This is a genomic window from Sulfurimonas sp., from assembly GCF_047622445.1.
Classification (GTDB): Bacteria; Campylobacterota; Campylobacteria; order Campylobacterales; family Sulfurimonadaceae; genus Sulfurimonas.
This window is the reverse complement of the sequence record NZ_JBLHOE010000002.1, coordinates 16,435-41,276: the sequence shown is the minus strand read 5'-3', so window position 1 is coordinate 41,276 and position 24,842 is coordinate 16,435. Positions and strand designations below refer to the sequence as shown.

At 33.2% G+C, this 24,842-nt stretch carries 21 protein-coding genes; 6 read left to right on the top strand and 15 right to left on the bottom strand.

Going from position 1 to position 24,842, the window contains the following annotated elements:
* The first annotated feature begins 2 nt into the window (after window positions 1-2).
* On the top strand, window positions 3-470 hold the full coding sequence (locus ACI9TV_RS00855) for a hypothetical protein (protein WP_415248866.1): 468 nt from the start codon (window positions 3-5) through the stop codon (window positions 468-470).
* Between the two features lie 39 nt (window positions 471-509).
* Here the strand turns inward: ACI9TV_RS00855 and ACI9TV_RS00850 are convergent, their stop codons facing one another.
* Together ACI9TV_RS00850 and ACI9TV_RS00845 are read right to left on the bottom strand one after the other, a co-directional pair.
* The gene (locus ACI9TV_RS00850) at window positions 510-947 is read right to left on the bottom strand and encodes a deoxycytidylate deaminase (RefSeq protein ID WP_415248865.1); all 438 of its coding nucleotides are present in this window, start codon (window positions 945-947) and stop codon (window positions 510-512) included.
* A 3-nt stretch (window positions 948-950) separates the two neighbouring features.
* The gene (locus tag ACI9TV_RS00845; RefSeq protein WP_415248864.1) at window positions 951-1,787 is read right to left on the bottom strand and encodes a peptidylprolyl isomerase; all 837 of its coding nucleotides are present in this window, start codon (window positions 1,785-1,787) and stop codon (window positions 951-953) included.
* Between the two features lie 180 nt (window positions 1,788-1,967).
* Here ACI9TV_RS00845 and gltX point away from each other — a divergent pair, with 180 nt between their 5' ends.
* Genes gltX through ACI9TV_RS00830 form a run of 3 tightly spaced genes read left to right on the top strand, consistent with a single transcriptional unit; the run spans window position 1,968 to window position 6,264 of the window.
* Window positions 1,968-3,356 carry a glutamate--tRNA ligase gene (gene gltX / locus ACI9TV_RS00840; protein WP_415248863.1) on the top strand — a complete coding sequence of 463 codons (1,389 nt, stop codon included), beginning with the start codon at window positions 1,968-1,970 and terminating at the stop codon, window positions 3,354-3,356.
* Between the two features lie 55 nt (window positions 3,357-3,411).
* Window positions 3,412-4,494 (top strand): SO_0444 family Cu/Zn efflux transporter, encoded by a 1,083-nt coding sequence (locus tag ACI9TV_RS00835; protein WP_415248862.1) that lies wholly within the window; start codon window positions 3,412-3,414, stop codon window positions 4,492-4,494.
* Window positions 4,495-6,264 (top strand): ABC transporter ATP-binding protein, encoded by a 1,770-nt coding sequence (locus ACI9TV_RS00830; protein ID WP_415248861.1) that lies wholly within the window; start codon window positions 4,495-4,497, stop codon window positions 6,262-6,264.
* A 16-nt stretch (window positions 6,265-6,280) separates the two neighbouring features.
* On the opposite strand, the gene ACI9TV_RS00825 is transcribed toward ACI9TV_RS00830, so the two are convergent.
* Window positions 6,281-6,763: an OmpA family protein gene (locus ACI9TV_RS00825; protein WP_415248860.1), complete on the bottom strand. Its 483-nt coding sequence runs from the start codon at window positions 6,761-6,763 to the stop codon at window positions 6,281-6,283.
* Window positions 6,764-6,915: 152 nt separating this feature from the next.
* Here ACI9TV_RS00825 and ACI9TV_RS00820 point away from each other — a divergent pair, with 152 nt between their 5' ends.
* Window positions 6,916-8,337, top strand: coding sequence for a peptidoglycan-binding domain-containing protein (locus ACI9TV_RS00820; RefSeq protein WP_415248859.1), 1,422 nt, complete (start codon window positions 6,916-6,918; stop codon window positions 8,335-8,337).
* 75 nt (window positions 8,338-8,412) lie between these two features.
* On the opposite strand, the gene ACI9TV_RS00815 is transcribed toward ACI9TV_RS00820, so the two are convergent.
* The 12 genes from ACI9TV_RS00815 to ACI9TV_RS00760 form a co-directional block, all read right to left on the bottom strand.
* Entirely contained in the window at window positions 8,413-9,924 is a 1,512-nt protein-coding gene (locus ACI9TV_RS00815; RefSeq protein ID WP_415248858.1) for a peptide-binding protein, read from the bottom strand.
* A 10-nt stretch (window positions 9,925-9,934) separates the two neighbouring features.
* Entirely contained in the window at window positions 9,935-11,440 is a 1,506-nt protein-coding gene (locus ACI9TV_RS00810; protein WP_415248857.1) for a hypothetical protein, read from the bottom strand.
* Between the two features lie 129 nt (window positions 11,441-11,569).
* The gene (gene rpsI / locus ACI9TV_RS00805; protein ID WP_415248856.1) at window positions 11,570-11,959 is read right to left on the bottom strand and encodes a 30S ribosomal protein S9; all 390 of its coding nucleotides are present in this window, start codon (window positions 11,957-11,959) and stop codon (window positions 11,570-11,572) included.
* A 10-nt stretch (window positions 11,960-11,969) separates the two neighbouring features.
* Window positions 11,970-12,392, bottom strand: a complete 423-nt coding sequence (gene rplM / locus ACI9TV_RS00800) for a 50S ribosomal protein L13 (protein WP_415248855.1) — start codon at window positions 12,390-12,392, stop codon at window positions 11,970-11,972.
* Between the two features lie 139 nt (window positions 12,393-12,531).
* On the bottom strand, window positions 12,532-13,188 hold the full coding sequence (locus tag ACI9TV_RS00795; protein WP_415248854.1) for a sulfite exporter TauE/SafE family protein: 657 nt from the start codon (window positions 13,186-13,188) through the stop codon (window positions 12,532-12,534).
* Window positions 13,189-14,220 carry a 4Fe-4S binding protein gene (locus tag ACI9TV_RS00790; RefSeq protein WP_415248853.1) on the bottom strand — a complete coding sequence of 344 codons (1,032 nt, stop codon included), beginning with the start codon at window positions 14,218-14,220 and terminating at the stop codon, window positions 13,189-13,191. It abuts the gene before it with no gap.
* Window positions 14,220-15,032, bottom strand: coding sequence for a hypothetical protein (locus tag ACI9TV_RS00785; protein ID WP_415248852.1), 813 nt, complete (start codon window positions 15,030-15,032; stop codon window positions 14,220-14,222). Before ACI9TV_RS00785 ends, ACI9TV_RS00790 begins: the two co-directional genes overlap by 1 nt.
* Before the next feature lie 3 nt (window positions 15,033-15,035).
* Window positions 15,036-17,168 (bottom strand): TonB-dependent receptor, encoded by a 2,133-nt coding sequence (locus ACI9TV_RS00780; protein WP_415248851.1) that lies wholly within the window; start codon window positions 17,166-17,168, stop codon window positions 15,036-15,038.
* Window positions 17,169-17,289: 121 nt separating this feature from the next.
* Complete coding sequence (locus ACI9TV_RS00775) at window positions 17,290-18,837, bottom strand: DUF3369 domain-containing protein (protein ID WP_415248850.1); 1,548 nt, start codon at window positions 18,835-18,837, stop codon at window positions 17,290-17,292.
* A complete protein-coding gene (locus tag ACI9TV_RS00770) occupies window positions 18,830-20,599 on the bottom strand; it encodes a PhnD/SsuA/transferrin family substrate-binding protein (protein ID WP_415248849.1) in 1,770 nt (589 codons plus the stop codon). The genes ACI9TV_RS00775 and ACI9TV_RS00770 overlap by 8 nt, the downstream gene beginning before the upstream one ends.
* 90 nt (window positions 20,600-20,689) lie before the next feature.
* The gene (locus ACI9TV_RS00765; RefSeq protein ID WP_415248848.1) at window positions 20,690-23,410 is read right to left on the bottom strand and encodes a RecB-like helicase; all 2,721 of its coding nucleotides are present in this window, start codon (window positions 23,408-23,410) and stop codon (window positions 20,690-20,692) included.
* 9 nt (window positions 23,411-23,419) lie between these two features.
* Window positions 23,420-23,911 (bottom strand): hypothetical protein, encoded by a 492-nt coding sequence (locus ACI9TV_RS00760; RefSeq protein ID WP_415248847.1) that lies wholly within the window; start codon window positions 23,909-23,911, stop codon window positions 23,420-23,422.
* A 235-nt stretch (window positions 23,912-24,146) separates the two neighbouring features.
* On the opposite strand from ACI9TV_RS00760, the gene ACI9TV_RS00755 reads away from it, so the two are divergent.
* Window positions 24,147-24,803 carry a GGDEF domain-containing protein gene (locus tag ACI9TV_RS00755; protein ID WP_415248846.1) on the top strand — a complete coding sequence of 219 codons (657 nt, stop codon included), beginning with the start codon at window positions 24,147-24,149 and terminating at the stop codon, window positions 24,801-24,803.
* The last annotated feature ends 39 nt before the right edge of the window (window positions 24,804-24,842 follow it).

The window sequence follows — 24,842 nt, the reverse complement described above, 5'->3', positions numbered from 1 at the left end:
TCATGAAGAAAATAGGTATTTCAATTGACTATAGTAACATCTGTAAAGACTATAATACAGCATATCTCGATAGAGATAACTTAGATCCAGCAACTTCAAAATGTATGAAGCAAGTACTTTCTTGGAGTAAAGTTTTTTTATCTGCACTTTTAGAAAATTTAGATTCTTCCATACACAACTTAAGTTCGTCTACTTTAGTAAAGGTAGAGGATGTTGCTTCAAAGAGATTTCTTTTTTACTCTCTAGAAAAAGAAATCACCCTACAAAGTTACGTAATACAAAAAGAATATATAGAATATGAATCCCTAAGTGCGTGGGAGTCAGAAACTAATGACAGCATACTTGTCAGAAATGACGAAGATGGCGGTTGTATTTATATATATTTTAATGAAAACTCAAGTGTACGTCAATGGATAGAAAATAAACTAGAAGACTTTTCTTTAGACGAAGTTCCTTTTCAAGCAAAGTAAAAATACTTGAAATGGGCTATTAGAGACTCTAAGTAGCCACTAAATAATTAGCTTTTCTATACTAACACCATTATCTTTTAAAAACTTCGAAATAGTTGCTGAGTGAGTATGCTCATACGCTCTAGCATATACAATTCTTTTTATACCACTAGCAATAAGATTTTTACTACATTCACTACATGGCTCAAGTGTTACATAAATCGTAGCACCCTCTATAGAAATTCCTTTTCGTGCTGCCCAGATGATTGCATTCATCTCTGCATGGATTTCATAGGTTTTGGACCATTCATGATGTTCTGGAGTATATTCTCCATCCCAATGGTCTACACAGTTAGTATATCTAGTTGGAGTACCATTGTATCCTGTACTTAAAATACGTCCATCTTTGACTATCACTGCCCCCACTTGTTTTGACACACACTTCGAAGCCGTTGCTAACTCTGTTGCTATATTTATAAAATTTTTGTCACTAAGCATCTTTTACTTGACACTTCTCAAGATGTTAATATCTGCGTTATCTTTTAATTTTGCGAAATAATCGCTTAAAACTTGTTCTCGTTTTTTACCCATAATCATATTTTCAATCTGACCTTTCATTTTTTCAAAACCAAGATCTTGAACACCTTTTACACCCTGAATATAAAAACTCAGATATCCACCTTTACCATCTGGGACTATTGGTGAAAAAGTATTGACTGGAGTACGCTGTAAAAGTTTAGCCAACTCAGGAGAGACTTTGTCATATGGTAATTCTTGTTCTTGTGTTTGAATTTGAGGTGCATAAAACATTGGGTTTTCTATCTTTTTATTGAGGGCATTTTTATCTGTTGTTTGATAAATAACAGTTGTAAATGATGCTGGATGAGAAAAACTTTCTTTGTTTAAATCATAATACTCTTCAAGCTCACTATCTGCTGGCTTAGAAGCTTTAGAATAAGCAATAGCACCATAAAGTTTTTTCGATAAAAGCTTTTCTTTTACCTTTATTTTTAAATCAGCAGAACTTATCCCATTTGCATTTAAAGCAGCTTCATATAAATCACTGATACTCATATTATTTCTTTTAGCTGTATCCTTAATGTCATCATAGACTTCAGTACTGCTCACAGAAATTTTGCGATTTTTAATCTCAGACTCTTCAAGTTTTTTACGGATAAGGGTACTCACAGCTCTTTTCTCATTAACCTGAGATATTTGCATCTCTTCTTTTATATCATGAAGTGTTATTGCTCTATCTTTCACCACTATCGCTACACCGGCAACCATATTTGCACTAAGAGCTAGTCCAGATGCTAGAATTATCAAAAATTTATACATATACATTCTCTTTATTTAGTTTTAGGTATTAATTTTACCATCATTTAACCAATCTTTGCCTAAAATTCCAGTATAAAGAATATCAGACAAATCCTTACTGCTCAAAAAATTATATTTTTTGTCGCTTTAGGGGCTTATAGGGACTTTTATCCCTGACATTATAATATTAAAGGCTTTTATATGGTTATTACACGTTTCGCTCCATCACCCACAGGATATCTTCATATTGGTGGTCTTAGAACTGCTCTTTTTTCATACCTTTGGGCTAAAAAAAGTGGTGGTAAATTTGTTCTTCGTATTGAAGATACTGACAAGGCAAGAAACTCCCAAGAAGCTACTGACGCTATTCTCAAAGCTTTTGAATGGTTAGGCTTAGAACATGATGGCGAAATTACCTATCAATCACAACGTGATGACATTTATGCAAAATATATAAAGCAACTACTTGATGAAGGTAAAGCATATAAATGTTACATGTCTAAAGAAGAATTAACTGAGCTTCGTGAAACACAAATGGCAAATAACGAACGCACAAAGTACAATGGAAAGTACCGTGACTTCAACGGCGAAGTACCTGAAGGTATAGATCCAGTAATCAGAATTAAAGCACCATTAACAGGTGAAGTACTTGTGCATGACGGCGTAAAAGGCGATGTAAGTTTTCAGGCTGAAGATATCTTAGATGATTTTGTTATCGCTCGTGGGGATGGTGCTCCAACATATAATTTTGTTGTTGCTATTGATGATCATTTGATGGGGATTAATGAAGTTATACGTGGAGATGACCATCTTTCTAACACTCCAAAACAAATAGTTGTATATGAAGCTTTAGGATTTGATATCCCTAAATTTTACCATGTCCCTATGATTCATAATGCTGCAGGTAAAAAACTCTCAAAACGTGATGGAGCAACTGATGTTATGGCCTACAAAGAGATGGGTTATACACCGCAGGCACTTCTTAACTTTTTAGTACGTTTAGGCTGGAGTCATGGCGATCAAGAAATATTTTCAATGGAAGAGATGCAGAATCTTTTTAACCCTAAAGATATCAATAAGTCAGCTTCTATTTATAACACAGAAAAGCTCGATTGGCTTAATTCTCATTACATAAAGAACACACCAAACTCTGAACTTGCAGAGCTTTTAACACAGTATGACTTAGTACTTACTTCACACGACAAAAAAGAAATTTTACTCGATGAACTTAAAGAAAGAGCAAAAACATTAAAAGACTTAGCGGAGTTAACAAAAGAGATTTTAACTACGCCTACTTCTTATGATGAAAAAGCAGTAAAAAAAGCTTTTAAAGGAAATGCTCTCGAAGTTTTAAATGCTTTTGGTGCGAAAATCGGCACTACAGAAGAACTTCACCTACCAAGTGATTACCATGCTGTAATGGAGCAAGTTGTTACTGAAATGGAGATAGGATTTGGAAAAATTGGTCAACCTCTTCGTGTTGCACTTCTAGGAAAAATGTCTGGTCCAGGGCTGGATAGCGTGATGGCAATTTTAGGTAAAAATGAAACTATGCTTAGGATTGCTAACGCAATAACTGCCAACTCTTAAACCTAAGCAATCATTCGTTACACTGATAACACTAATCTAAATAAAGGTTACTGTTATGGAATACTCAACACTCTTTTTTAATGCCCTCATAGAGCTCTCCCATGCTATGAGTCCATACATACTTTTTGGTCTTGTTTTTGCAGGAATTTTACATGAACTAATTCCAGAAACTATTGTTACAAAACACCTTGGAAAAGAAGATATCCTTTCCGTTATAAAATCTACTATTTTTGGAATTCCTTTACCTGTTTGTTCTTGTGGAGTTATTCCCCTTGCAACGAGCGTCAAAAAAAGTGGCGCGTCCAAAGGTGCTACTCTTTCTTTTTTAATCTCAACACCTATTACTGGTGTAGATTCTATCTTAGCAACCTATGGAATGTTTGGGTGGATTTTTACCATCTATAGAATATTTACCTCTATGATTATCGCTACAGTAGCTGGAATTCTTACAAATATTTTAGACAAAGAAATACCCAAACCTGCTTTTTCCACTTTTGTACCCCCTAAACAATCTTTTTCTGCAACAGCTCCAAACCTTAAAATGACAGAAAAGCCGCTTGAGAATTGCTGTTCTAATACAGGTAAAGAAAAAAAGCAGTTTTCACTCAAGCAAGTTTTTAGCTATTCTTTTGGAACACTTCTTAAAGACATAGCAAAACCCTTATTTTTAGGTTTAGTTATTGGTGCTTTAATTACTATCGCCATTCCCCAAAACTTAAGTGAAATTCTTATGGATAATTCTTGGTTTTCATATCTTGTAGCTATTGCGATAGCTGTTCCTATGTATGTTTGTGCAACTGCTTCGCTTCCTATTGCTGCTGCTTTAATGATTGCGGGAGTGAGTCCAGGTGCGGCATTTGTATTTTTAACTGCAGGACCTGCAACGAACACGGTAACTATTGGTGTGGTAAAGACTATGCTTGGTAAAACTTCACTTTATATCTACCTTGGAACTATTGTTCTTGGAAGTCTTATCTTTGGTCTTGGACTTGATTACATTTTTAATGTAAATGACATTGATGCTTCAAAGTTAATTCATATTCATGAAGAAGTTGGGCTCTTAGAGATAATCAGCTCCTCAGTTCTTTGGGCTTTAATGCTCTACTATATTCTAAAACCATATGTGAAAAAAATATAAATGCAAAACAATCAAATAACACTCAAAACTATATTTAAGCTCATCTTAGATAAAAAACCTGCACTTGTCTACGGTCAGGTTATTACCCTTTTAGCTGTTTTAATATCAGTGCCAATACCTTTAATTTTACCTATGATGGTAGATGAAGTTTTACTTGAGAAGCCCGCAAGCTTTGTTGCAACTATCAACTATTTCATCGGTGAAGCAAATGCTTTTATATATATAGCAATTGTTACACTAACCGTAATATTTTTACGTATAAGTTACTATCTTTTGGGTGCGATTATTACAAAAATTTTCACTAAAATATCTAAGTATGTTACATTTATGATTCGTAAACGTCTCATCGAGCATCTCAAAATTACTTCTATGAACGAGTATGAAACACTTGGTTCTGGAGCCATCACATCGAATCTCATTACAGATGTGAATACTTTCGATGCTTTTATTATGAACAGCACCTCAAAACTCTTTTCAGCAACACTAACACTCATCGCTGTTAGTACTGTTATGATTATGTTAGACCCAATTTTAGGTTTAATGATCTTAGTCATCCAGCCTCTGAATGTTTTGATAAGTAAAAAAATGGCAAAAGCTGTTGGTGGTTTAAAAAAAGATGAAAACAACTCAATCGAGGAATTTCAAAATAGTGTTGGCGAGACCTTAGAACTTTACGGACAAATCAAAGCCTCTAACAAAGAGGAGTACTTCTTTTCTGACGCAATAAAAAAAGCAGATAGAGTCCAAAAAACTTCAAATGAGTTTAGTTTTAAAAGTGTTATTTATGAGAAACTTTCAACTGCAATTTCACTTTCTATGTTTGAAATTCTTCGTGCATCTGGCTTTTTACTTGTAGTGTACAGTGATCTTAGTATCGGTATGATGTTTGCGATGTTTGGTTATATCTGGTTTGTTATGACCCCCGTCCAAGAGATACTTTCTATCCAATACTCATATGCATCTGCTATGGCAGCGTTAGAGAGAATAAACAAAATCCTCACACTTCAAACTGAAAATACAGGTACAAAAACAATAGTAGGCAATGAAGTAACGATAGATGTAAAAGATCTTGATTTTTCTTACTCAAATAACAAACCCATCCTTAAAAACATCTCTATAAATATACAACATGGCTGTAAAATCGCACTCATTGGAGCAAGTGGAAGTGGAAAAACAACACTTGCCCAAATCCTCTCAGGTTTTTATGCAAAACAAGCTGGACATCTGCAATATAATAGTGAAGATATCGAGAACATAGATAAGAAATCCTTACGTGAGAAAATATTTCTAGTACTACAAATGCCAATTTTATTCAACTCTACATTACGCTTTAACATTACTATGGGTGAAGAAAACATTAGCGATGCAGAGATACAAAAAGCACTTGGAATTGCCCAACTGAGTGAAATGATAAATGATATGCAAGATGGCTTAGATACGATAGTTGGTCGTCATGGGATAAGACTCTCTGGAGGTCAGCGTCAACGTCTAAGCATATCTCGCATGGTTATAGCAGACCCAAGTGTAGTTATCTTCGATGAATCTACCTCGGCACTTGATGTACACACAGAAGCTCAGCTTCAAACTGCCTTACTTCCAATTTTAAAAAATAAAACAGTTATAACTATAGCGCATCGTTTGAGTACCGTGAAGAACGCTGATACTATTTATGTTTTAGAGAATGGTGCGATTGTTCAAAGTGGAACTCATGAAGAGTTGGAAGAAGAAGAGGGTCATTATAATGAGTTTGTTAAAAACCAATTATTATAATGCTCTCTCTTAAAATTTATTGCTCTGTTAAAAGAATATCTTTAATTTTACTCTTTTGAGATTTCATGTATGCATCTAATTCTTCTGCTGAATTAAACACCTCTGCAATGACTCTTCTGTTTTGTGCAGCACCCTCTTGCGTATTGTTAGTATAAAGTGGTGAACTTTCTCCAAAACCCATAGCTCTCACATGAGATTTTTTCACACCAAGATTTTTTAATTCTTGCATAACTTTTACAGCTCTTTTAGTAGAAAGCTTATAATTATATGCTGCATTATCTAGAGAACTTGTATGGCCCTCAACTACAGCATAAACATTTGTTTCTTTCATAAACTTAGCAAAATTTATAATTTCTTGTCTTTCACTATCGTTACTATAAACTGCACTAGCATTGTTAAACTCTACATTTAAGTCTTCGACCATAATACATTCTTTCGCTATTGAAGAGGCAACAAACAGAGACATACTTAAGCATGTTGATATAACTATTTTTTTCATTTTAATTCCTTTATGCGAAAAGTATATCGCACAATAGTGAGTAAAGAGTGATTTTTATTATTATTTTATACTAACTTTAAGAACAAATATGGTAGCTCACTATTTACTCACAACTGTATGTTAGGATTCCTCAATCAAACAAAGGAATTTACATGAATAAATATATAAAAATATCTGCTATTGCAGCTTCAGTTGCTCTTGCAGTTACAGGCTGTTCTACTATGGACGTAAACGTAGCAAAAGATCAAGAGATTCAAAGATTAACGCAAGAGTTAACTACTGCAAATGAAAAAGCGGCACAGTTAGACAATGCTAATGGACAATTAAATAATGCAAATGGAAGAATCAAAGAATTAGAGTCAAGAACTATGACTCAAGTAGCACCTGCTGCTCAAACACTAACAGCAGAAACAAATGATATGAACGCAGTTTCTAACTCATTAATCCCACCAAATGCGAAAACTGGTGAATGTTATGCGAGAGTCCTTGTTCCTGCTGTATATGAAAATGCAACAGTAGAGAGACTAAAAGAAGAAGCTAAAACTAACCTTGCTGTAACACCTTCGACATATAAAGTGATAGAAGAAGTAGTAACTATCAGAGAAGCGAGTACACAGCTTATTCCTGTACCAGCGACGTACAAAACTATTACTGAACAAGTTATGACGGTACCAGAGAAAATAGCTTTAGTAGTTGTTCCAGCTACATATAAAAGAGTAACTCATGAAGTTATGGCTTCAGCTGAAAAAACTGAACTAAGAGTTATTCCAGCTACATATAAAACAACAACACAAGAGATGATGGTTGCTGCTGAAAAAACTGAACTAGTTACAGTACCTGCTACATATAAAATGAAAACAGAAAAAGTTTTAGTTGCTGATGCATATAGTACATGGAAACGTGGTCAAGGTGCGGTTCAAAAACTAGACGACTCAACTGGTGAGATTATGTGTCTTGTTGAAGTTCCTGCTAAATATAAAACAGTACGTACAAAAGTTATTGATGTTGCAGCACATACAAAAAAAGTTGTAACTCCTGCTGTATATAAAACTGTTTCAACAAAAGATACTGATGTTGCTGCACATACAACAGAAGTAGTTACTCCAGCTGTATATAAAACTATTACGACTCAAGAAATGGTTACACCTGCTACAACAAAAGAAGTTATAACTCAAGCTGCATATAAAACTGTTGCTACTCAAGTAGTAGATACTCCAGCGACAACACGTGCAGTAGAAATTCCTTGTATTACTAAAATAGTAAAAACAAGAGTTGAAGATACTCCAGCACAAGAAATAAAAACTGAGATTCCTGCTGTATATGAAACATATACAACAACAGCTAAAACTTCAGACTCTTATTTAAGATGGCAAGAAATCTTATGTGAAACAAATATTAACCCAAATGTAATTTCAAAAGTGCAAACAGCACTCAAAGAAAAAGACTATGCTATTACTATGATTGATGGTGTATATGGTAAAGAAACAAATGTGGCTATCAAAGCATACCAAAAAGATAATCAACTATCTCAAGGTGCTTTAACACTTAAAACTCTAGAGTCATTAGGACTGTAGTTTTAAACTTTTATGACATATGGGCATCAACTTCCATATGTCAATTCTTAATATCTCATAAAAAGCTAAGAGTATCTATTTAGCAGTATCTTTTTCCCATAAAATATGATTATGCCAAATACCACTGAGAGTTGGTTCAATATTTTTAATATTTTTATCCACTGTTGTTATACTATTTGGAATATATAAAAATAGGTATGGATTATCAGCTACGATGACTTTAAACATTTCTTTCCAAAGTTTTGTAAGTTCTTTTCTATCTATCATACTCTGTGATGCATCTATCATCTTATCCATTTTTTCATTCTTATAACCTACAAGATTAAAACCACCCTTTTTGTCCGAATCTGTATGCCAAAAAAGGTAGGGATCTGGAGTTGAAGAGAGTCCCCATCCTAAAAGTACTGAATCAAATTTGTGAGGGAAAACTACCATGTTTAAAAATGCTTGCCACTCCATTACTCGTAAATTCACTATAACTCCAACTTTCTTTAGTTGATGTTGTAAAATTTGTGCAGCATAAGGTCTTATACTACTCGAATTTGAAGTTACAATCTCAAACTCAAATGGATTTTTTTCATCATACCCAGCTTCCTTGAGTAGCTCTTTTGCTCTTTGTATATTTTGTATAGGAGCTTTTACTTCTGGGTTAAAAGCACCCGTTGCAGGTAAAAAAGGTCCTGTACATACTTTGGCATGCTTAAAGAAAAGAATTTTTACTAATTCTTCTCTATCAATCCCAAGCGATAATGCTTCACGTACTTTTGGATTCTTGAATTTCTCACGTCTAAGATTAAATCCAAGATATGTATAGGAGTGGCTTATCTCTTCATAGATGTTAAAGTTTTTTAAAAATGTTTCATCGAGTTGTCTTTCATATTGCATGGGATCTATATTTCCCACATCAAGAGACTGTGCTTTGAGCATCAAAAAACGAGTCATTGGATCTGCGATAACATGAAAAGAAATCTTATCTATCTTTGGGCGACCTAGAAAATACTCATCATTCGCAGCTAAAACAATATCTTTAGAGTGTTCTAATTGCTCTAGTTTATAGGGGCCTGTGCCTACTGGCGCAGTATTGAATTTTGAGCTCATTAAGTTCTCTTCAGACTTAAGTATATGCTCAGGAAGCATACCCATCATCCAAGTCTCTAAAGCTTTAAAATATGGCTTAGTATAGGTCACTCGCACCTTATACTCATTTATTATATCAACAGCTTTTACAAACCTAAAATTTGCACTGTATGGTGAAGATATTTTTGGCGATACTAAAGTCTCATAAGTGAACAAAACATCTTTAGCTGTAAATTCTTCACCATCATGCCATTGAACATTCTTTCTCAACTCAAAAATGACACTTGTGTTATTCTCATAATAAAACTTACTTGCTAAATCTCCAATAATTGTGGAACTATCTTTATCGTACTTTAGGAGTCCATTAAAAATGAATCCAGCTATCTCTGAAGAACTAGAATCTGTTGCTAAAATTGGATTAAGCCGTGATGGATTTGCAGATGTAGCTAGGTGAAGTGTTGTAGCAAAAGCAAAAAAACTTGAAACTAAAAGAAGAAATATATAACGCATAAGTATCCTACTAAAGAACGGTGTTACCATTGACTTTTAAATTCCCATTTATGTACGAAACATCATAAATTAAATCATTCTTTGTCTGTTTAGTTGCCACCATTGCTAGTAAAGCAAGTGGAACTTCCTGCACAAATTTAGTGTATATTTTTTTAGAGACTTTCAAATGTAGTTTAAAATCAATATTTTTCACTATAAAAAGAGGTGAAAACAACATTTTTGCTGCAAGGTTTTTATCTTCTTTTACATTAAAAGCTGAAATAAGTTTTAACCCACCTAAGTCTTCACCTTCGAAGTGTATATTTTGCACAGAGAGTTCTGGAATTTGCATCTTAAATCCACGAGACAGTAAGTTAATTGCACTCACTTTAAGATCACTTAAAACATCAACAGATGGTGAAGATTTTGCTTGTGCGAGTAAAGACTGTAACTCTTGAAAGCTTGCTGTGTCAATATTTGACATTGATGCACTGTAGAGTATTTCTGACATCTCAACATTAATTTCTTTAGTTTTCAGGTTTAATGATTCAAAAAAAAAATATGATCTATTTTTTGATTTCTTATTGCCTTGCTCTGAAGAAATATTTACATCAGCATTTTCGACTTCTATAGTTGTCTCTTTGTCTGAGTCCTTATCTTTTGTATTAAAAAACATAGACTTCATCTTCATAGACGTGTCATACATTTGACGTACGGTATCTTCTGATTTTTCTTGCACTGTCTCAATATGTTCAGGAAGGTCTGAATCCTCATACATATCTTTAGTTTTTTCATAAAGCTCTTTTGATTTATCATATAATTCTTCTGCTTTTTCACTTACGGAAACGCTTGATTGAGAACTAAATTTATTAATCTCCAGTGTTACGTCTTTTGATGTATCACTTGTTTTGAGCATAATTTTGTCAACATCAGCTTGAAGTGACGAAGAAGTACTAAAAGAGCCAGTACCGTTAAAAACTGCATTATGCAAGGTTAAAATAATATTTGAGCCATCGTAACCTCTTTCTTTATAATCTATGTTTTTGATATGGCCTTTGTAGTTCTCACTTAATAAATTATAATCAATATGATAAAGTAAACCTTGACTCATTATAAATTTTTCAAACTTTTCAAAGAAAATATTTCCACTTCCTTTGAGTTTATTCATGATACCATCTGATATATACATAGGATATATATCTATTGAGATAGGCTCTAAAAATGGGATATTATGGTATTTCATATCAAGTCTAAAAACTATACTTTTAAGAAGGTCTTCTGTATATGGAGGCAACATCCCTGCTCCATATTCAGTCAAATATCGTGCGAAGGCATCAACATCTGTAAGTATAAATTCATACTGTCGCGAAGTGTATAAATAACCAGCTGTTTCACCTTTAAAGTTTAAAGTAATACCTTTTTTTCTCACTTCTACAATCTCTTCCTCTACATAGTATTCTACAATTTTATTTCCGATGATTGGTGAAATTCCGATAAAAATAAGCAGTAAGATAAGGTAGATTAAAGTTTTTTTCATGAGTATGTATTCCTAATGTAATTGAATCATTATATAGAAATATTTGTTATTTTGGGGTTGTTTTAAAAGATTTTTTAGAAAAAGAGATTTACCAAGGTATAAACCTTGATAAAAAGTTCTGTAAAACGATTAACGTTTTGAGAACTGACGAGAACGACGAGCTTTACGCTTACCTGGTTTCTTACGTTCAACAACACGTGAATCACGAGTCATCATACCTTCAGGTTTAAGGATTGCTTTAATCGCTGGATCAAATGCAACTAGTGCACGAGAAATACCATGACGAAGAGCATCAGCTTGACCACCAAACCCACCACCTAAAGTAGTAGCAACGATATCAACTGAAGTCTCTTGCTTAGAAAGAACTAATGGTTGCTTAACACGAAGCTTTTTCGCTTCAAGTCCACCTAACCATGCGTCTAAAGAAAGACCATTGATTGAAATATTACCTGTACCTGGAGTTAACCAGACTTTTGCTATAGACGCTTTACGACGACCTGTTGCATATATTTTTGCCATAGTTGAGTCCTTACTTAGCTAATTGTGCAGAGTGAGGATGTTCAGCACCTGCATAAATTTTTAATTTTTTAATCATTTTAGCACCAAGCTTAGTTTTAGGAAGCATACCACGAGCAGCTAATTTAAATAACTTCTCAGGATTTTTTTCTAAAAGCTCAGTCATTTTAACACTCTTAGTTGAACCGAAGTAACCAGAATGAGAAAAATACTCTTTATTTTTAATCTTACCAAGACCGTTGAAACGAGCCTTAGAAGCGTTGATGATAACTACATAGTCACCACAATCAATGTTTGGAGTCCAACATGGTTTTCTTTTACCACGAAGAATAGTAGCTACTTCAGTCATCATACGACCGAAAGTTTTCCCTTCAGCGTCGATTAGAACCCATTTTTGGTCTATCTGTTCAGAAGTTGCAATTTGTGTAAATTTCATTCTTGAACCTTTTAATTTTGAATTTTTAAACAACTCTAAGAAAAGAGCTGTTTTAGTGTTGGAAGTATAGCTTTATTAGCTTATAAATAGCTTAAATTTAGGTTTGTTTAAGCTTTTATATTTATGCTCTAATCAGAAACTACAACACAAGCCAGCCATTAAATACTGAGACAGCAACCATTGCTAGTAAAAGTGCTGCTATACGTTCAATATTTCTCTTATGTTCTGAAAATTGTGACACGATCTCTCTTGCAACTGAAGAAATTAAAAACCCATAAAACAGTATCGTAGCAGCAATCGCACCTAAACCAAAAGACAAGCCCATAAATGCAGCATTGCCTATTGAGGAGCTATTTGCTGCTGCTGTAATAAGTGTCATTATTGGTGCACAGGGATTAAGGGATATTACTAATCCCATGGTGAAGTAACCTAAGATACTTGTCTTTGAACTTGTTGGTTTTGAAGAAGAACAATTACTTGGTCTGTCTTGATAACTTCGGTAAAACATCACTACGGCTATAAGCATAGTGGCTGAGCCCAACACTACTTGTGCTATAGCAGGATTGTTAATAATACTTTTTACTTGTATCATACTAATCGAAGCAAACACTGCCATAAGCATATAACTTACAACACGACCTATACTAAAAGGAAATACAACTGCCATAGCATGACTCACAGAACGTGAGTTAGCTAAAAGTATTGGACTTAAGAAAGGCATACAAGAAAGCATGCATGCAGTCGCTCCATAACTCAAACCTATGAGAAAAAGAGAAGTATATGCTAATCCTTCCATCTATTTAGGAGCCACATCTGCCCAAACAACTTTTTCCCAGTTTCTTTGGTCTTTGTTACGTTTTTTAAAGTACTCTTTTGAAGATTTAAATACTGGAAAACCTGCGTACTGCAGTTGTAAAACATCATCATCTGGACAAAACTCTACACATAAACCACATAATGTACAATCAGAGTATGTAATATTAGTAGGCTTCTCAGCAACTGCTTGAATTTCTATGATGTCTGTTGGACAAACTTTAGCGCATAAAGCACATTTTTCGCAAGAGCTTGAACCATTTTTCACAAGACGTAAAAGACCTACTTTTTTAAATACTGCTTGAAGAGCAAGCATAGGGCAAATTCGACAAAATGGTTGCTTAATAACAAGAGCCATTGCAATCATTAAGCCAAAAAGTAAGTCTGCAATAATAGAAAAAATCATATACCCTGTACTTGAATTATCAATATATAGTTGTGAGGTATCTCCAACTGCAAGTGTTGTTAAAATACGGCTTGGACAAATTCTACAAAATGGATCCCCAAATTCATGTCCCAAGAAACCGATTCCCGTCAGTAGTGGAAAAATAAATACTAAGAAAGCTAGCATCAACCACTTTATAGGACGTACCTTTTTAAGCGTTGCAGTACTAAGAGTATGATAACGTTTAAAGCCTAGCTTATCTCCTATGGAGTGAATTATTTCTTGAAAAAATCCAAGAGGACATACCCAACCACAAAAAGCCTTGTTTAAAATTACCATTAAAACAATGAATGTTCCTAAAGTAATAAGCGTAGGTAAAATTGCCATCATTACACTAAGGTCACCTGTAAATGCACCTGAAACACGATGATCCATTTGATGCTGGATAGGTATTAAACTACAGTAATCACCACTTTGTTTATCGTACGCACAGGAAAGTGCTGGAAGTGCCTGAGTAAATTTATCTTCAGAGTAAAAAGTACTCATGAAAAGTGAGCCATACACCATAATGACAAACATAAAAAGTTGGACTATGCGTCTAAGCCACGTGAGTGTTAAGAATTTTTCCATTATGCTTTCCTTTTTTTCTTTTTATTAATATTTCTAAAGAGGTATAAACCAAAGATTAGGCCTATGATTAGGACTCCTAAACCAGCTTCACGTGAATTCCAATAATCAACAGGATTTACATAGTAAGGCATAGCTAAAGTTGTTGTATATTTAATATCATTGTCTATGTATGAAGCTCCTAGAATAAACTCTGCTGCTTTATTTTTACGTCTTCCTACTTTTACATCTTCAAAATCATTTGGAATACTCACAAAAAATCTACCGCTTATGTCACTTTGAAAACTTTCTTTAGTTCCGTTACTTGTGCTAAACGTAATATTCTCTTGAGGTAGTACTTCACCATTAAAGCGTAATTCAAATTTATGTGTATTTGAGCCTTTGTATTCATCATGTTCACGAGGAAGAAGTATAGGTAGAATTTCGAGTTTACTTTTTTGAACTTGTGTAATCTTTGTTGGAGAAATCTTAGAGGGTTTTCCATGAGCATAAATATAACGTACAGAACTATTAATACTCTTCCCATTTGTCTGATTAATCACAAGAGCATGATAATTATCCATACCTGTTCGGGGTAAAGAAACTAAACCATGATCTGGTGTTAATTCCTTTTTTTCTAGAGTTGGCATCATATAATATGCTTCACTCATCGCATCATAATCGTAATTATTTACTTCAAATTGTTTCGCTTTTCTTCCGCTATGAGCAGCATGTGCTTTATCCACTTTTACAACTGGAGGTTGCCAGTTAATATATGTTTGTGCTTCAAGCGATAAGCATAATAATAAAGCAATTATTAGGTATTTTATTCTCATTTTCTAAAACTTATAACTGTATGTTAGCATCCCGCTAACGGGTGCTGCAGCTTTGTATGTTTCATTACCATTTGCATCTTTTGCAGCTGACATTGCATAGTATTCATTTGTAAGGTTTCTAATGTTGAGTTGTATGTTGTGGTTTCCTTGCTCGTACCCTAGCATTAAGTCTGTCACAAAGTCATAACCTGCATATTTTTGGGAATTTGCATTATCCATATAGTAGCTTCCCCAACTTTTTGTAGTTAGCCTTGCTTTAAATCCATTTGTAAGATTTAATGTTGCAAACAAAGAGTACTGATGCTCAGGAATGTATGTTAAAGAATTTCCATCTCTACTCTCCCACGTTGCACCGCCACCATAACCAACTTGCTCTTGAAAACTTACAAATTTAAAATCACTATACGCATAACTAGTACCAAAACCTATACTTTTATTGAATTGATACACTGCATTAAACTCTAAACCTCTCTTTTGAGTTTTTCCAGCATTATCGTAAATAGAGCTACCAAAAGCATCTGCAATTTGAGTTATCTCATCATCTACATCATTTTGATATATAGCTATATCCATTGAAAGATTATTAGTTCTTGTTTTTAAACCGACTTCATAGTTCGTGCTTGTACTTTTCTTTAACTCAATTGACTCTTCTTGCGCAGATTGAATCTCACTTCCCGTTGGAGCTTGATTAGCTCTAGCAATCGATGCATAGACATTGGTTGTATCACTAAGCTTATAGGTAGCCCCAAGCTTTGCAGATACTAAAGTAAATGATTTGTCTATAGAGTATAAACCTACACCGGTCGTATAGTTTTTTGTACCGTAATCATACTTTGTAATTTCATTTCCACTAATATCAAAATTAAGTTTATCTATCCTTGTACTCACATCTACCGTAAAATCTTTTATTGGCGTAAATGTTTCCATTAAATATACACCATACAAAGTGGTTCTACTATCTTCTGTCTTAGCCAAAGAACCTTCATTATTTGATAATGTTCTCACTATTTCATTATATGGAGCACCATATCTAGGAGAAACAAATGCTGTCTCTACATCTGCATACTCATATTTTTTAGCATCGTTTGTGATATCAGTTTTATATGTCAAGCCCGTTACTAAAGTAGCATTACTATTAAAAAGCTTATGCGCATAATTTAATTCTAGATCTGTTCCATATACGCTATTGTCATCGCTATCGTTTATCATTCCTGTTACTGGGTGAAAATGTTCCCAAGTATTAAAATAAAATCTTGGTTTGTATGTAATGTTCCCTACTTCTTTTTCATACTTTGCATTAAAGCTAAGAATTTTTGAGTCTCTTGCACTGTGTTGCCATTGAGCACTTGTGTTATGTTGTTCACCAGTTTCTTTAAAAGTTTGAAACTCAAATGCTGTCATTGATGTAGGAAGGTTCATATTTGATTCTGTGTAAGACACTTCTGTCTCAACTGTAGACTCATCATCAAATATATGACCATACTTTACGCTTACTTGTGTAGCATCAAAGTCATTATTATCTCTCCAGCCATTATCTAACTCACGTCTACTTACAGTAGCTGAGACAAAATTACTATCATCAATTGCTTCACGAAGCTTTAGGTTAATATTTATTTGTCCATCATTACCGATGCCCATTTTAAATCTGTTTGTATCATCATGAAATACTGATTTAGTAACAAGCTGAATAACACCACCTATAGCATTAGATGCATTGATAGAACCTGGTCCTTTTTGCACCTCAACACTCGCTACATCTTGCATATCTATAAAGTCAAATCTTGTAAATGAATCTGGATCCGTCATAGGAACACCATCTTTCATTACCATAATCTCTCTTACTCCGTACCTTGCCTTAAGGCCAGCTCCACGGATGATAAGTCTAGGACTCGGGGAATTCGTTGATGATTCTGCATTCACACCAGGAATATTTTCTATAGCTTCTTGAATATTTAAAATATTTTTATCTTCTATAGTCTTTTCATCAACAACTGCAATTGATTGAGAAATTTCTTTTGTACTTGTAGCAATTTTTGTTGCCGTAATACTTAAAGAATCTAAAGTTATTTCTTGTGAACTTGATGACGAAGCAAATACTATTGCTGCCATTGATAATATAATGGTGCTTTTATTCATAATAAAACCTTCCTTAAAATTTAAAGGAAGTGTAGAAAAAAAATGTTACATAAATGTTAAGTAATAGTTTTATCGACTTCTATTTGATGAACTTAGATCAAAATAATTCAATAATACACAATTAATTATCTTTGTATTGATCTCTAATTGCTAAAACCTTTTCCATATTTTCTAAAAATAAGTCTACAATTTTAGGATCAAACTGTTTTCCTTTTTCTTCTTTTATTAGATTCAAAATTTCTTCAATTCCCCACTGTTGCTTATAAACTCTTCTCGAACCTAGTGCATCAAAGACATCACAAAGAGCGACTATTCTCGCATAAAGGTGTATATCTTCGCCTTTTTTCCCATTGGGGTAACCTGTTCCATCCCATTTTTCATGATGTTCATTTGCTATTATTGCTGATATTTGAAGAATTTTTCGCTTTGAAGACTTTAAAACGTCATAACCGATACTCGCATGATCTTTCATAATAGCCATCTCATCATCAGATAATTTTCCAGGTTTTTTCAATATCGCATCAGGAATAGCTATTTTACCAATATCATGCATTGGTGCAGCAGCATATATGACATCAATATCTTCTTTTGCCAATCCATAAGCTTCTCCAAGAAGTTTGCTATATAGAGCTACTCGCTTTACATGTTGTCCTGTTTCATTTGAACGCTGTTCTGCGATTTCACTAATTGTAAAGATAATCTCTCTTTGTGAATCATCAAGTTCTTTTGTTAAAGACATATTCTCATACGCTATCTTAGCATTATCTAAAAATAGACGTATCAGATCTTTGTCCATTTCATCCAATATCTTTTCTGCTTTAAGATAGAGTACAAAACCACTATACTCCAAGGTGCTAGGTCTGTATAATATATAATTACCATCTCTATATAACTCTTCTCCAGAAGCTATTGCCTCTGTCACTAAGGGCTTAATAAACTGTTTTGAGTCTGAGAAAAGATTTTCTGATGTTAAGTTTTTAAATTCACCAGTTCCAGCAATCTGGATGCAATTTCCATGGTCAATAGCAGCCATAAAGGATGCCACTTCTTCATCATCATCATAATCTCCAAGGTGTAATAAAACATTAAGTTGTTCTAAAACTGCTGTTAAAAATATTTCTAAGGAAATCATTTTTTCTATTCGAGAAGTTGATAATATAATATTTTTTAAACCTTGACGATTTTTTTCTAAAGAAATCATATCTCTATAGGTTCTTAAACTTGTTAAAACTGAGGTGTATAACTTCTCTGTTGTTAACTCACTTTTACTTTTATAGTCGTTAATATCATAATCGTGAATAACTTTTTGCTCTGGAGCCTGCCCTGGTTGTCCTGTTCTAAGAATAATTCTCATCAACTTATTTTTTAGGTTATTTCGGATGTAATTAACTAATTCAAGTCCAGCATGATCTGTTTCCATAACAACATCTATTAAAGACAAGGCTATATTTGGCGTAGAAGCTATTATCTCTTTTGCTTGTTCAGCTGACTGAGCATGAATAAAGTTACATCTTCTATTTTCAAATTCAAAGCCAGATAAAGCGAGTTCTGTCACATCGTGAATTGCTTGTTCATCATCAACAATCAATACATTCCATTTTCGCTTACTTAAAGAACTGGCTTTTTCAAGAGGTTCCTTTTTAAATTGTATTTTACCTTCTTTAAACATTTTGACCACCTTTAAAATTTATGATAAATGTTAAACCTTTACCGACTTCAGATTCTGCTTTAATCTTTCCATAAAGTTTTTGAGTAACAAGATTATACATTATATGCGTTCCCAAACCACTACCTCCATTATCTCTTTTTGTCGTGAAAAAAGGATCGAATAATTTTGATAAGTTTTCTTTTGAAACACCTTTTCCATCGTCTTTATAAACTATATTAATGGAGCCATTCACTTGTGTGATAATTATAGTTATATTTCCCTTATCTTTGTTTTCAAATCCATGAATTATAGAGTTCATAATCATATTTGAAAATATTTGAGAAAAGATACCTGCGTTTAATTCTAAGAGTATATTTTTATCGCCTTTAACTTCAATAGTATGATTGGTACCTTTAAATGTCGGCTTTAAGCTATTAATGATACTTTCCACATAATCTTTTAGATTAAATAAGCGAGATTCATCACTCGTTTGATCTACCGATATTTGTTTAAAACTTTGTATCAAATCAGATGCTCTAGATAAGTTTCCAAGTATCATTTCACTACTTTGCAGGGAAGTTTTAATAAAAGATTCAAAAACATTCTGTGTTACATTCTCGTTGATATATTCTTCATTAAAGTGCTTTGTTTCTTTATGTAAGTATGACGCTGCTGTAACTCCCACACCGATAGGTGTATTTATTTCATGGGCTATTCCTGCTACAAGACGACCTAAGGAAGCCATTTTTTCAGTTTGAACAAGTTCTTCTTGAGTATCTTTTAAATTTTTAGTAAGTCTTATTTGATAGATAAGCATACTAATCCCACTTATTGCAAGTATAAAATAAAATAGTATCCACTGCCAATACTTCTTTAGTACATCTAAAAGCATTATATTTTGAAAATATGGAGGTATTTTCAAAACTTTGAAGCATTCATGAACTGGCTGATAACTTAAAGGGGTGTTCCATCCGCTAATATTTGCCTTTTCAAGAGCTTTATTGCCATTTTGAAGTTTCATAAGGGCAATAGCAACTTCTTTTGAAAGTGTATCTGAAGTGTGTTTTAGTTTTGCCATAGGCCATTCTGGATAGAGTTTAGTGGAGATTAAAAAAGGAAAATTTTCATAATCTTTGAGTGCTACAAAATGTAACTGATTTAAGTCGATTTTTCCTTCTATCGCCATTCTTTCTATTGTATCGGTTCGTACAGTTCCAATATCTACTTCCTTGTTTAATACAGCATAGACAACTTTATCATGTGTCCCTTTAAAAGTTAAAGATTTTAAATCACTTTGTACATCAATATCATGTTCCGCTAATTCCCTCCATGCCATTTGCCAACCACCCAGCGATTTCTCATCAACTGCAGTAAAGTTCGTATTGACTAAATCTTCAATTACATTGTATTTAGATTTATTATCAATATGAGTTATTAAAACTCCTCCAAACTCTTTTTGAGTCAGACCAGATAAATGTTTGTTCACTAAGGTAGAAATACGTTGTGCCTCATATCTATACTCTAGTTCTACATAAAAACCTGGGTTTGCTAAAATAAAATCTACTTCTGTATTATTAGCTGCACTCATTACTTTGTCAAAACCAAGAGGGATTATCTGAAATTTTTTTCCTGCTATTTCTTGTGTGAGGTACTCAGCTGTTGCATTCCACTTTTTGTATGTGACTTCAGCTCCACGTTTTGCTAAAACACCAATTTTAACAATCTCATCATTAGAAAAGGAATATGTAAATAATAATAATAGTAATATTAAAATATGAGGCACAAAACTTCCTTCTTTATAAATAATTATAATAATGTGATATTTTACATACTTATATCAAAGAAACTTCTTAAGGGTCTAAAATCTATTTTTTTAAACCTTTACTAGCTTTACCTCGTTAGCTAAAAGATAACAAAGGTAGCCTTCTACCTTTTCTCCTGTAATAGCATTCACTGCTTTGTTGTAGTACCTTACTTGTTTAAGATGATGCTCTGAAAAGCTCAAGGAGCTTTTATAGTCAATAATATTCCACATAGCATCTACGTCTGACTTCACCAATAGATCAATATATCGAAGGTTATTTTTATAGCGAATAGCTTTTTCTTTGTATACTTCACCACATAGTAAACTTTGAAATTCTCGTGAACTTACCAATAACTTCACCCGATGAATAATATCTTCTATCTCTAATTGCTCAAGGATAAAGCCATATTTATTAATCATCATATGCGAAGCACTCTCAATTGACTCTTCACTAAACGAACCTAACATCTCCAACATATAATGCAAGGCTAAACCAAAGTTAATTGCTTTTAAATCTTCTTTCGTTTCTTCTTCAAGTTTTAAAATATCGCTTTGCGTTCCATAATAAAAATCTTGGTACACTAAATCTTTTTCACTCACTACTTTAGACAACCTTGCACTACTCGTATCTACTCTCAAAACTCCCGCACTCATACAAGACAAATCTAAAATATCAAAGTTTGAATCCTTTGACTTTTTTATAACAAAAAGGTTATCTCTTGCACGCGTAAAAGCAACATATAAGGCATTTAAATTATCTTCGAGTGACAGTGCTTTATCTTTTTCAAGTGCATTTGCATATTGACTATCTATGGCAGCTCTATCTTTTGTTCGTAGGTAAATGTTTGTGAGTCTTATGCCGTCGTATTCATAAATGATGGCATCTTTTGAAGCAGGAGCACGCTTAAGTCTGTCCATAACGATAACATGCTCATATTCTAAACCCTTAGACTTATGTACAGTAAGCACTCTCACCCCACTTAAATCCGATGCAGCAGCCTGCGCATCGAGTCTTTCATACTCAAACAACAAAGCTTCAATATCTTGGTATGAAGTTACTACATTTAAAAAACGTATGAGGTGGAAGTCCTCATTAAAGAGTTGGTATTCATCTATAACAGACTTCACAATATCGATAAGTTTCACAAAGTTAAGATTCACTTTTTTGATTGTTTGTATCTCACGACTAATTAAAGCAAAAAAATTATATTTATAAATCTCTTCACCAAAATAAAGATACTTCAAGTACTCTAAAATAGCTTTTACCGACTTTTGATTTATAAGCTTTGTTGTTGTCTCTGTTACAACCTCTATCCCCTCTTCTATCAAAGCCTCTTTGACAACTTCACCATCGCCATTTGTTGCACATAAAATTGCAATACTGTTTAAGTTCGCTCCAAGTTGAATCAATCTTTTTGCTTGTTCTATACTCTCAAGAACTAGTTCATCATTTTGGATTACCTCAACGTAACCCGAATTTGCATCTTCTCTCGTTTTTTGTGCTTTATAATACGTTATTTTTTTCTCAAAAGTTTGATTTACAAATTCAATAACCTCTTTTTGAGAGCGATAGTTTGTAAGTAATTGTTCTACTTCAGTGTTTTGTTCCTCTCGTACTTCACCAAATAAAGCCGAAACACCTCCACGGAATCTATAAATCGACTGCTTTACATCACCCACAAAAAAGAAGCTTCCGTTTTCAAATATCCCATTTCCAGATGTTATCTCATTTATCAAAGGCTTTAGTATTTCATACTGCACTATACTTGTATCTTGAAACTCATCTAAAAGCATATGTTCTATCTGCGCATCTAGTCGAAAGTATAAAAACTCACTATCTTCAATCTCTTGGAGAATATGATAAACGAGTGAAGTTACATCAGAAAAGCTCAGTTCACTATCATCTGTATATAAAGCTTTCTTAGATTTTTCATAAATCCCTACTAACTCAAAAAGTGCATAAAAAAAGTTTTGCTCTTTCGCACAATGGTGATTCTTCACCGCTTCTTGAATTACTCGTAGGTTTACATCCATCTCAGGAGTAAAACATTTTTTAAATACCCAGTATTCTAAAGAATCTTTTACAATCCAGCTCTTGCTACTTAATTCATGAAAGTTGTCTGCTACAACAGCTTTTTGAAGTGAGGCAGATGCACCTTTACAATTTGAGACAATATTTTTTAAAGAAGACAACGCTTCTAGAGCGATAGCTTCATGCTCTTTTAAATCAGTTTTTTGAAATTTCAAATGTGCTAGTTCTTGTTTTTTCACATACAAAGAATCAAGTAAATTAAAAATACTCTCAAGTCTTTTGTTTGAATCAAGTGAAAGCGAAATCAGTGTGTCTTTTTTCCCTGCGACACTTACCTCTTTCAAAAATCTCGAAAGAAGTTTCAGCTCATGCTGTGAAGAAAAAGTTGAAAAGTCTGGCATCAACGAGGCATAGAGAGAAAACTTTCTAAGAATCTGAGTAAAGAACTTATCTATCGTCATAATCTTTGTACTAGCATTTAGAAACTCATCTAAAATACGTTTACGGTTTGAAAGTATATATTCACGAGATAATTCTGTTACTTTAACTATCTCATCTAACTCGCCACGATTTTCTAACTCATCGAGTGTTTGATACACTCTTTCTTGCATTTCTGAAGCAGCCTTATTTGTAAAAGTTAAGGCTAAGATTTTAGAAGGCTGAGCGCCTTGAAAAAGAAGTGAGAGATACCGCACTACAAGCATGAAAGTTTTGCCACTTCCTGCACTTGCTTCGTAAGCTAAATTATTTTTAAACATCTTTGAGTATTAAATATAATTTTGTAGTTTGTCATGTTCTGTTGTTGGTAAGTTCACAATACTCTCTTTATCGATAATAGTTACCTTTGTTATTTCATCGCTATCACTACCTTCTCGTAAATACTTCAGTACAAGTTTTCCAAGTGCAAAAACTTCATGTTTAACTACTTCACCACTTTGAGAATACGTAATATTTTTACCATGTAGTTTTCCATTCTCATACATCTTCGTACTTTTTACACTACTGTTTGCCTTAGAAATCATATATTTTGTCTCTAATCCGTGTCTCTTGTTTTCTACAAAATGGTCTAACTTTGATAAAACACCTTGATCTGTATAGTGCTTAATTTCTTGAACTCCATCTTTGAGAGAAATAAATTCTCTTACATAAGCATCTCTAGCATCATAAAAATGTTTTGTAATAAATGTATCGCCATCTACATAGGTTTGTGTTTTTACATTTCGACTTGGATAATCAGTTGTTTTTAGTTTCTCTTTCATGGTAGTCCTTATAGAGCGAATTGTAGCACATTATGTTTGAGTATACGACCAAAGGGGTTGGCCTTAATTTATTACTACTGCTGTGAAGTAGTTCAACTATATAATATTTAAATATAAAAAAAAGTCATATAATGTATAAAAGGTTTCAATTCTGCATAGAATAAATAAAAAAATTAGAAAAGATTACAAGAACAATAAAAAAAGATGGATAGATATATTTACTCTGTGTATAGCTGTGATTTCTACTGGATTTATATTAAGTACTTTCGACTTAACAGAAGTATTTTATCAATTTTCGCGAGAACAAGAAGAATATGACTTAGATGAGATTATTTTAACTCTTGCAATATCTTCAATTTATTTAAGCATATTTATATTAAGAAGATTTATGGAATTAAAAGCTGCCTTAATTAAAGCTAATACTGATCCTTTAATTGGAATATTTAATAGAAGAAAAGGTAGTGAATATATTGTAGAAGTAATAGGGAATCTAAAATACAAAAATACTAATGCTTCGATAATAATGTTTGACATAGATGATTTTAAAAAGGTAAACGATAACCATGGTCATGATATTGGAGATTATGTACTAAAAAAAACAATTGCCATTTTAGAAAATATAATTAGAGATGGCGATATATTAATTAGATGGGGTGGTGAAGAGTTTATAGCACTGTGTCCTAATACTGATTTAGCTGGTTCTTCTCTCTTAGCGGAACGGTTTAGAAAAAGTATTGAAGAATATGATTTTGATAAAGTTAGAAAAGTAACGGCAAGTTTTGGGGTAATAGAGTTAAATGCATCCAATAATCTAAGAGAACAAATTGTTAAAGTAGATGGAAACCTTTACAAAAGTAAACATAATGGAAAAAATCAGGTTTTTGCAGGCTAATACATCAAGCTAAAATAGGCTAATACAGAGTATAATACT

Excerpts from the sequence above, each read along its gene's own strand:
- ACI9TV_RS00835 (WP_415248862.1), top strand. The coding sequence starts at position 3,412 with ATGGAATACTCAACACTCTTTTTTAATGCCCTCATAGAGCTCTCCCAT.
- ACI9TV_RS00850 (WP_415248865.1), bottom strand. The coding sequence starts at position 947 with ATGCTTAGTGACAAAAATTTTATAAATATAGCAACAGAGTTAGCAACG.
- rplM (WP_415248855.1), bottom strand. The coding sequence starts at position 12,392 with ATGAAATTTACACAAATTGCAACTTCTGAACAGATAGACCAAAAATGG.
- ACI9TV_RS00815 (WP_415248858.1), bottom strand. The coding sequence starts at position 9,924 with ATGCGTTATATATTTCTTCTTTTAGTTTCAAGTTTTTTTGCTTTTGCT.
- ACI9TV_RS00820 (WP_415248859.1), top strand. The coding sequence starts at position 6,916 with ATGAATAAATATATAAAAATATCTGCTATTGCAGCTTCAGTTGCTCTT.
- ACI9TV_RS00810 (WP_415248857.1), bottom strand. The coding sequence starts at position 11,440 with ATGAAAAAAACTTTAATCTACCTTATCTTACTGCTTATTTTTATCGGA.
- ACI9TV_RS00830 (WP_415248861.1), top strand. The coding sequence starts at position 4,495 with ATGCAAAACAATCAAATAACACTCAAAACTATATTTAAGCTCATCTTA.
- ACI9TV_RS00845 (WP_415248864.1), bottom strand. The coding sequence starts at position 1,787 with ATGTATAAATTTTTGATAATTCTAGCATCTGGACTAGCTCTTAGTGCA.
- ACI9TV_RS00760 (WP_415248847.1), bottom strand. The coding sequence starts at position 23,911 with ATGAAAGAGAAACTAAAAACAACTGATTATCCAAGTCGAAATGTAAAA.
- ACI9TV_RS00775 (WP_415248850.1), bottom strand. The coding sequence starts at position 18,837 with ATGTTTAAAGAAGGTAAAATACAATTTAAAAAGGAACCTCTTGAAAAA.
- rpsI (WP_415248856.1), bottom strand. The coding sequence starts at position 11,959 with ATGGCAAAAATATATGCAACAGGTCGTCGTAAAGCGTCTATAGCAAAA.
- ACI9TV_RS00765 (WP_415248848.1), bottom strand. The coding sequence starts at position 23,410 with ATGTTTAAAAATAATTTAGCTTACGAAGCAAGTGCAGGAAGTGGCAAA.
- ACI9TV_RS00825 (WP_415248860.1), bottom strand. The coding sequence starts at position 6,763 with ATGAAAAAAATAGTTATATCAACATGCTTAAGTATGTCTCTGTTTGTT.
- ACI9TV_RS00795 (WP_415248854.1), bottom strand. The coding sequence starts at position 13,188 with ATGGAAGGATTAGCATATACTTCTCTTTTTCTCATAGGTTTGAGTTAT.
- gltX (WP_415248863.1), top strand. The coding sequence starts at position 1,968 with ATGGTTATTACACGTTTCGCTCCATCACCCACAGGATATCTTCATATT.
- ACI9TV_RS00855 (WP_415248866.1), top strand. The coding sequence starts at position 3 with ATGAAGAAAATAGGTATTTCAATTGACTATAGTAACATCTGTAAAGAC.
- ACI9TV_RS00785 (WP_415248852.1), bottom strand. The coding sequence starts at position 15,032 with ATGAGAATAAAATACCTAATAATTGCTTTATTATTATGCTTATCGCTT.
- ACI9TV_RS00780 (WP_415248851.1), bottom strand. The coding sequence starts at position 17,168 with ATGAATAAAAGCACCATTATATTATCAATGGCAGCAATAGTATTTGCT.
- ACI9TV_RS00790 (WP_415248853.1), bottom strand. The coding sequence starts at position 14,220 with ATGGAAAAATTCTTAACACTCACGTGGCTTAGACGCATAGTCCAACTT.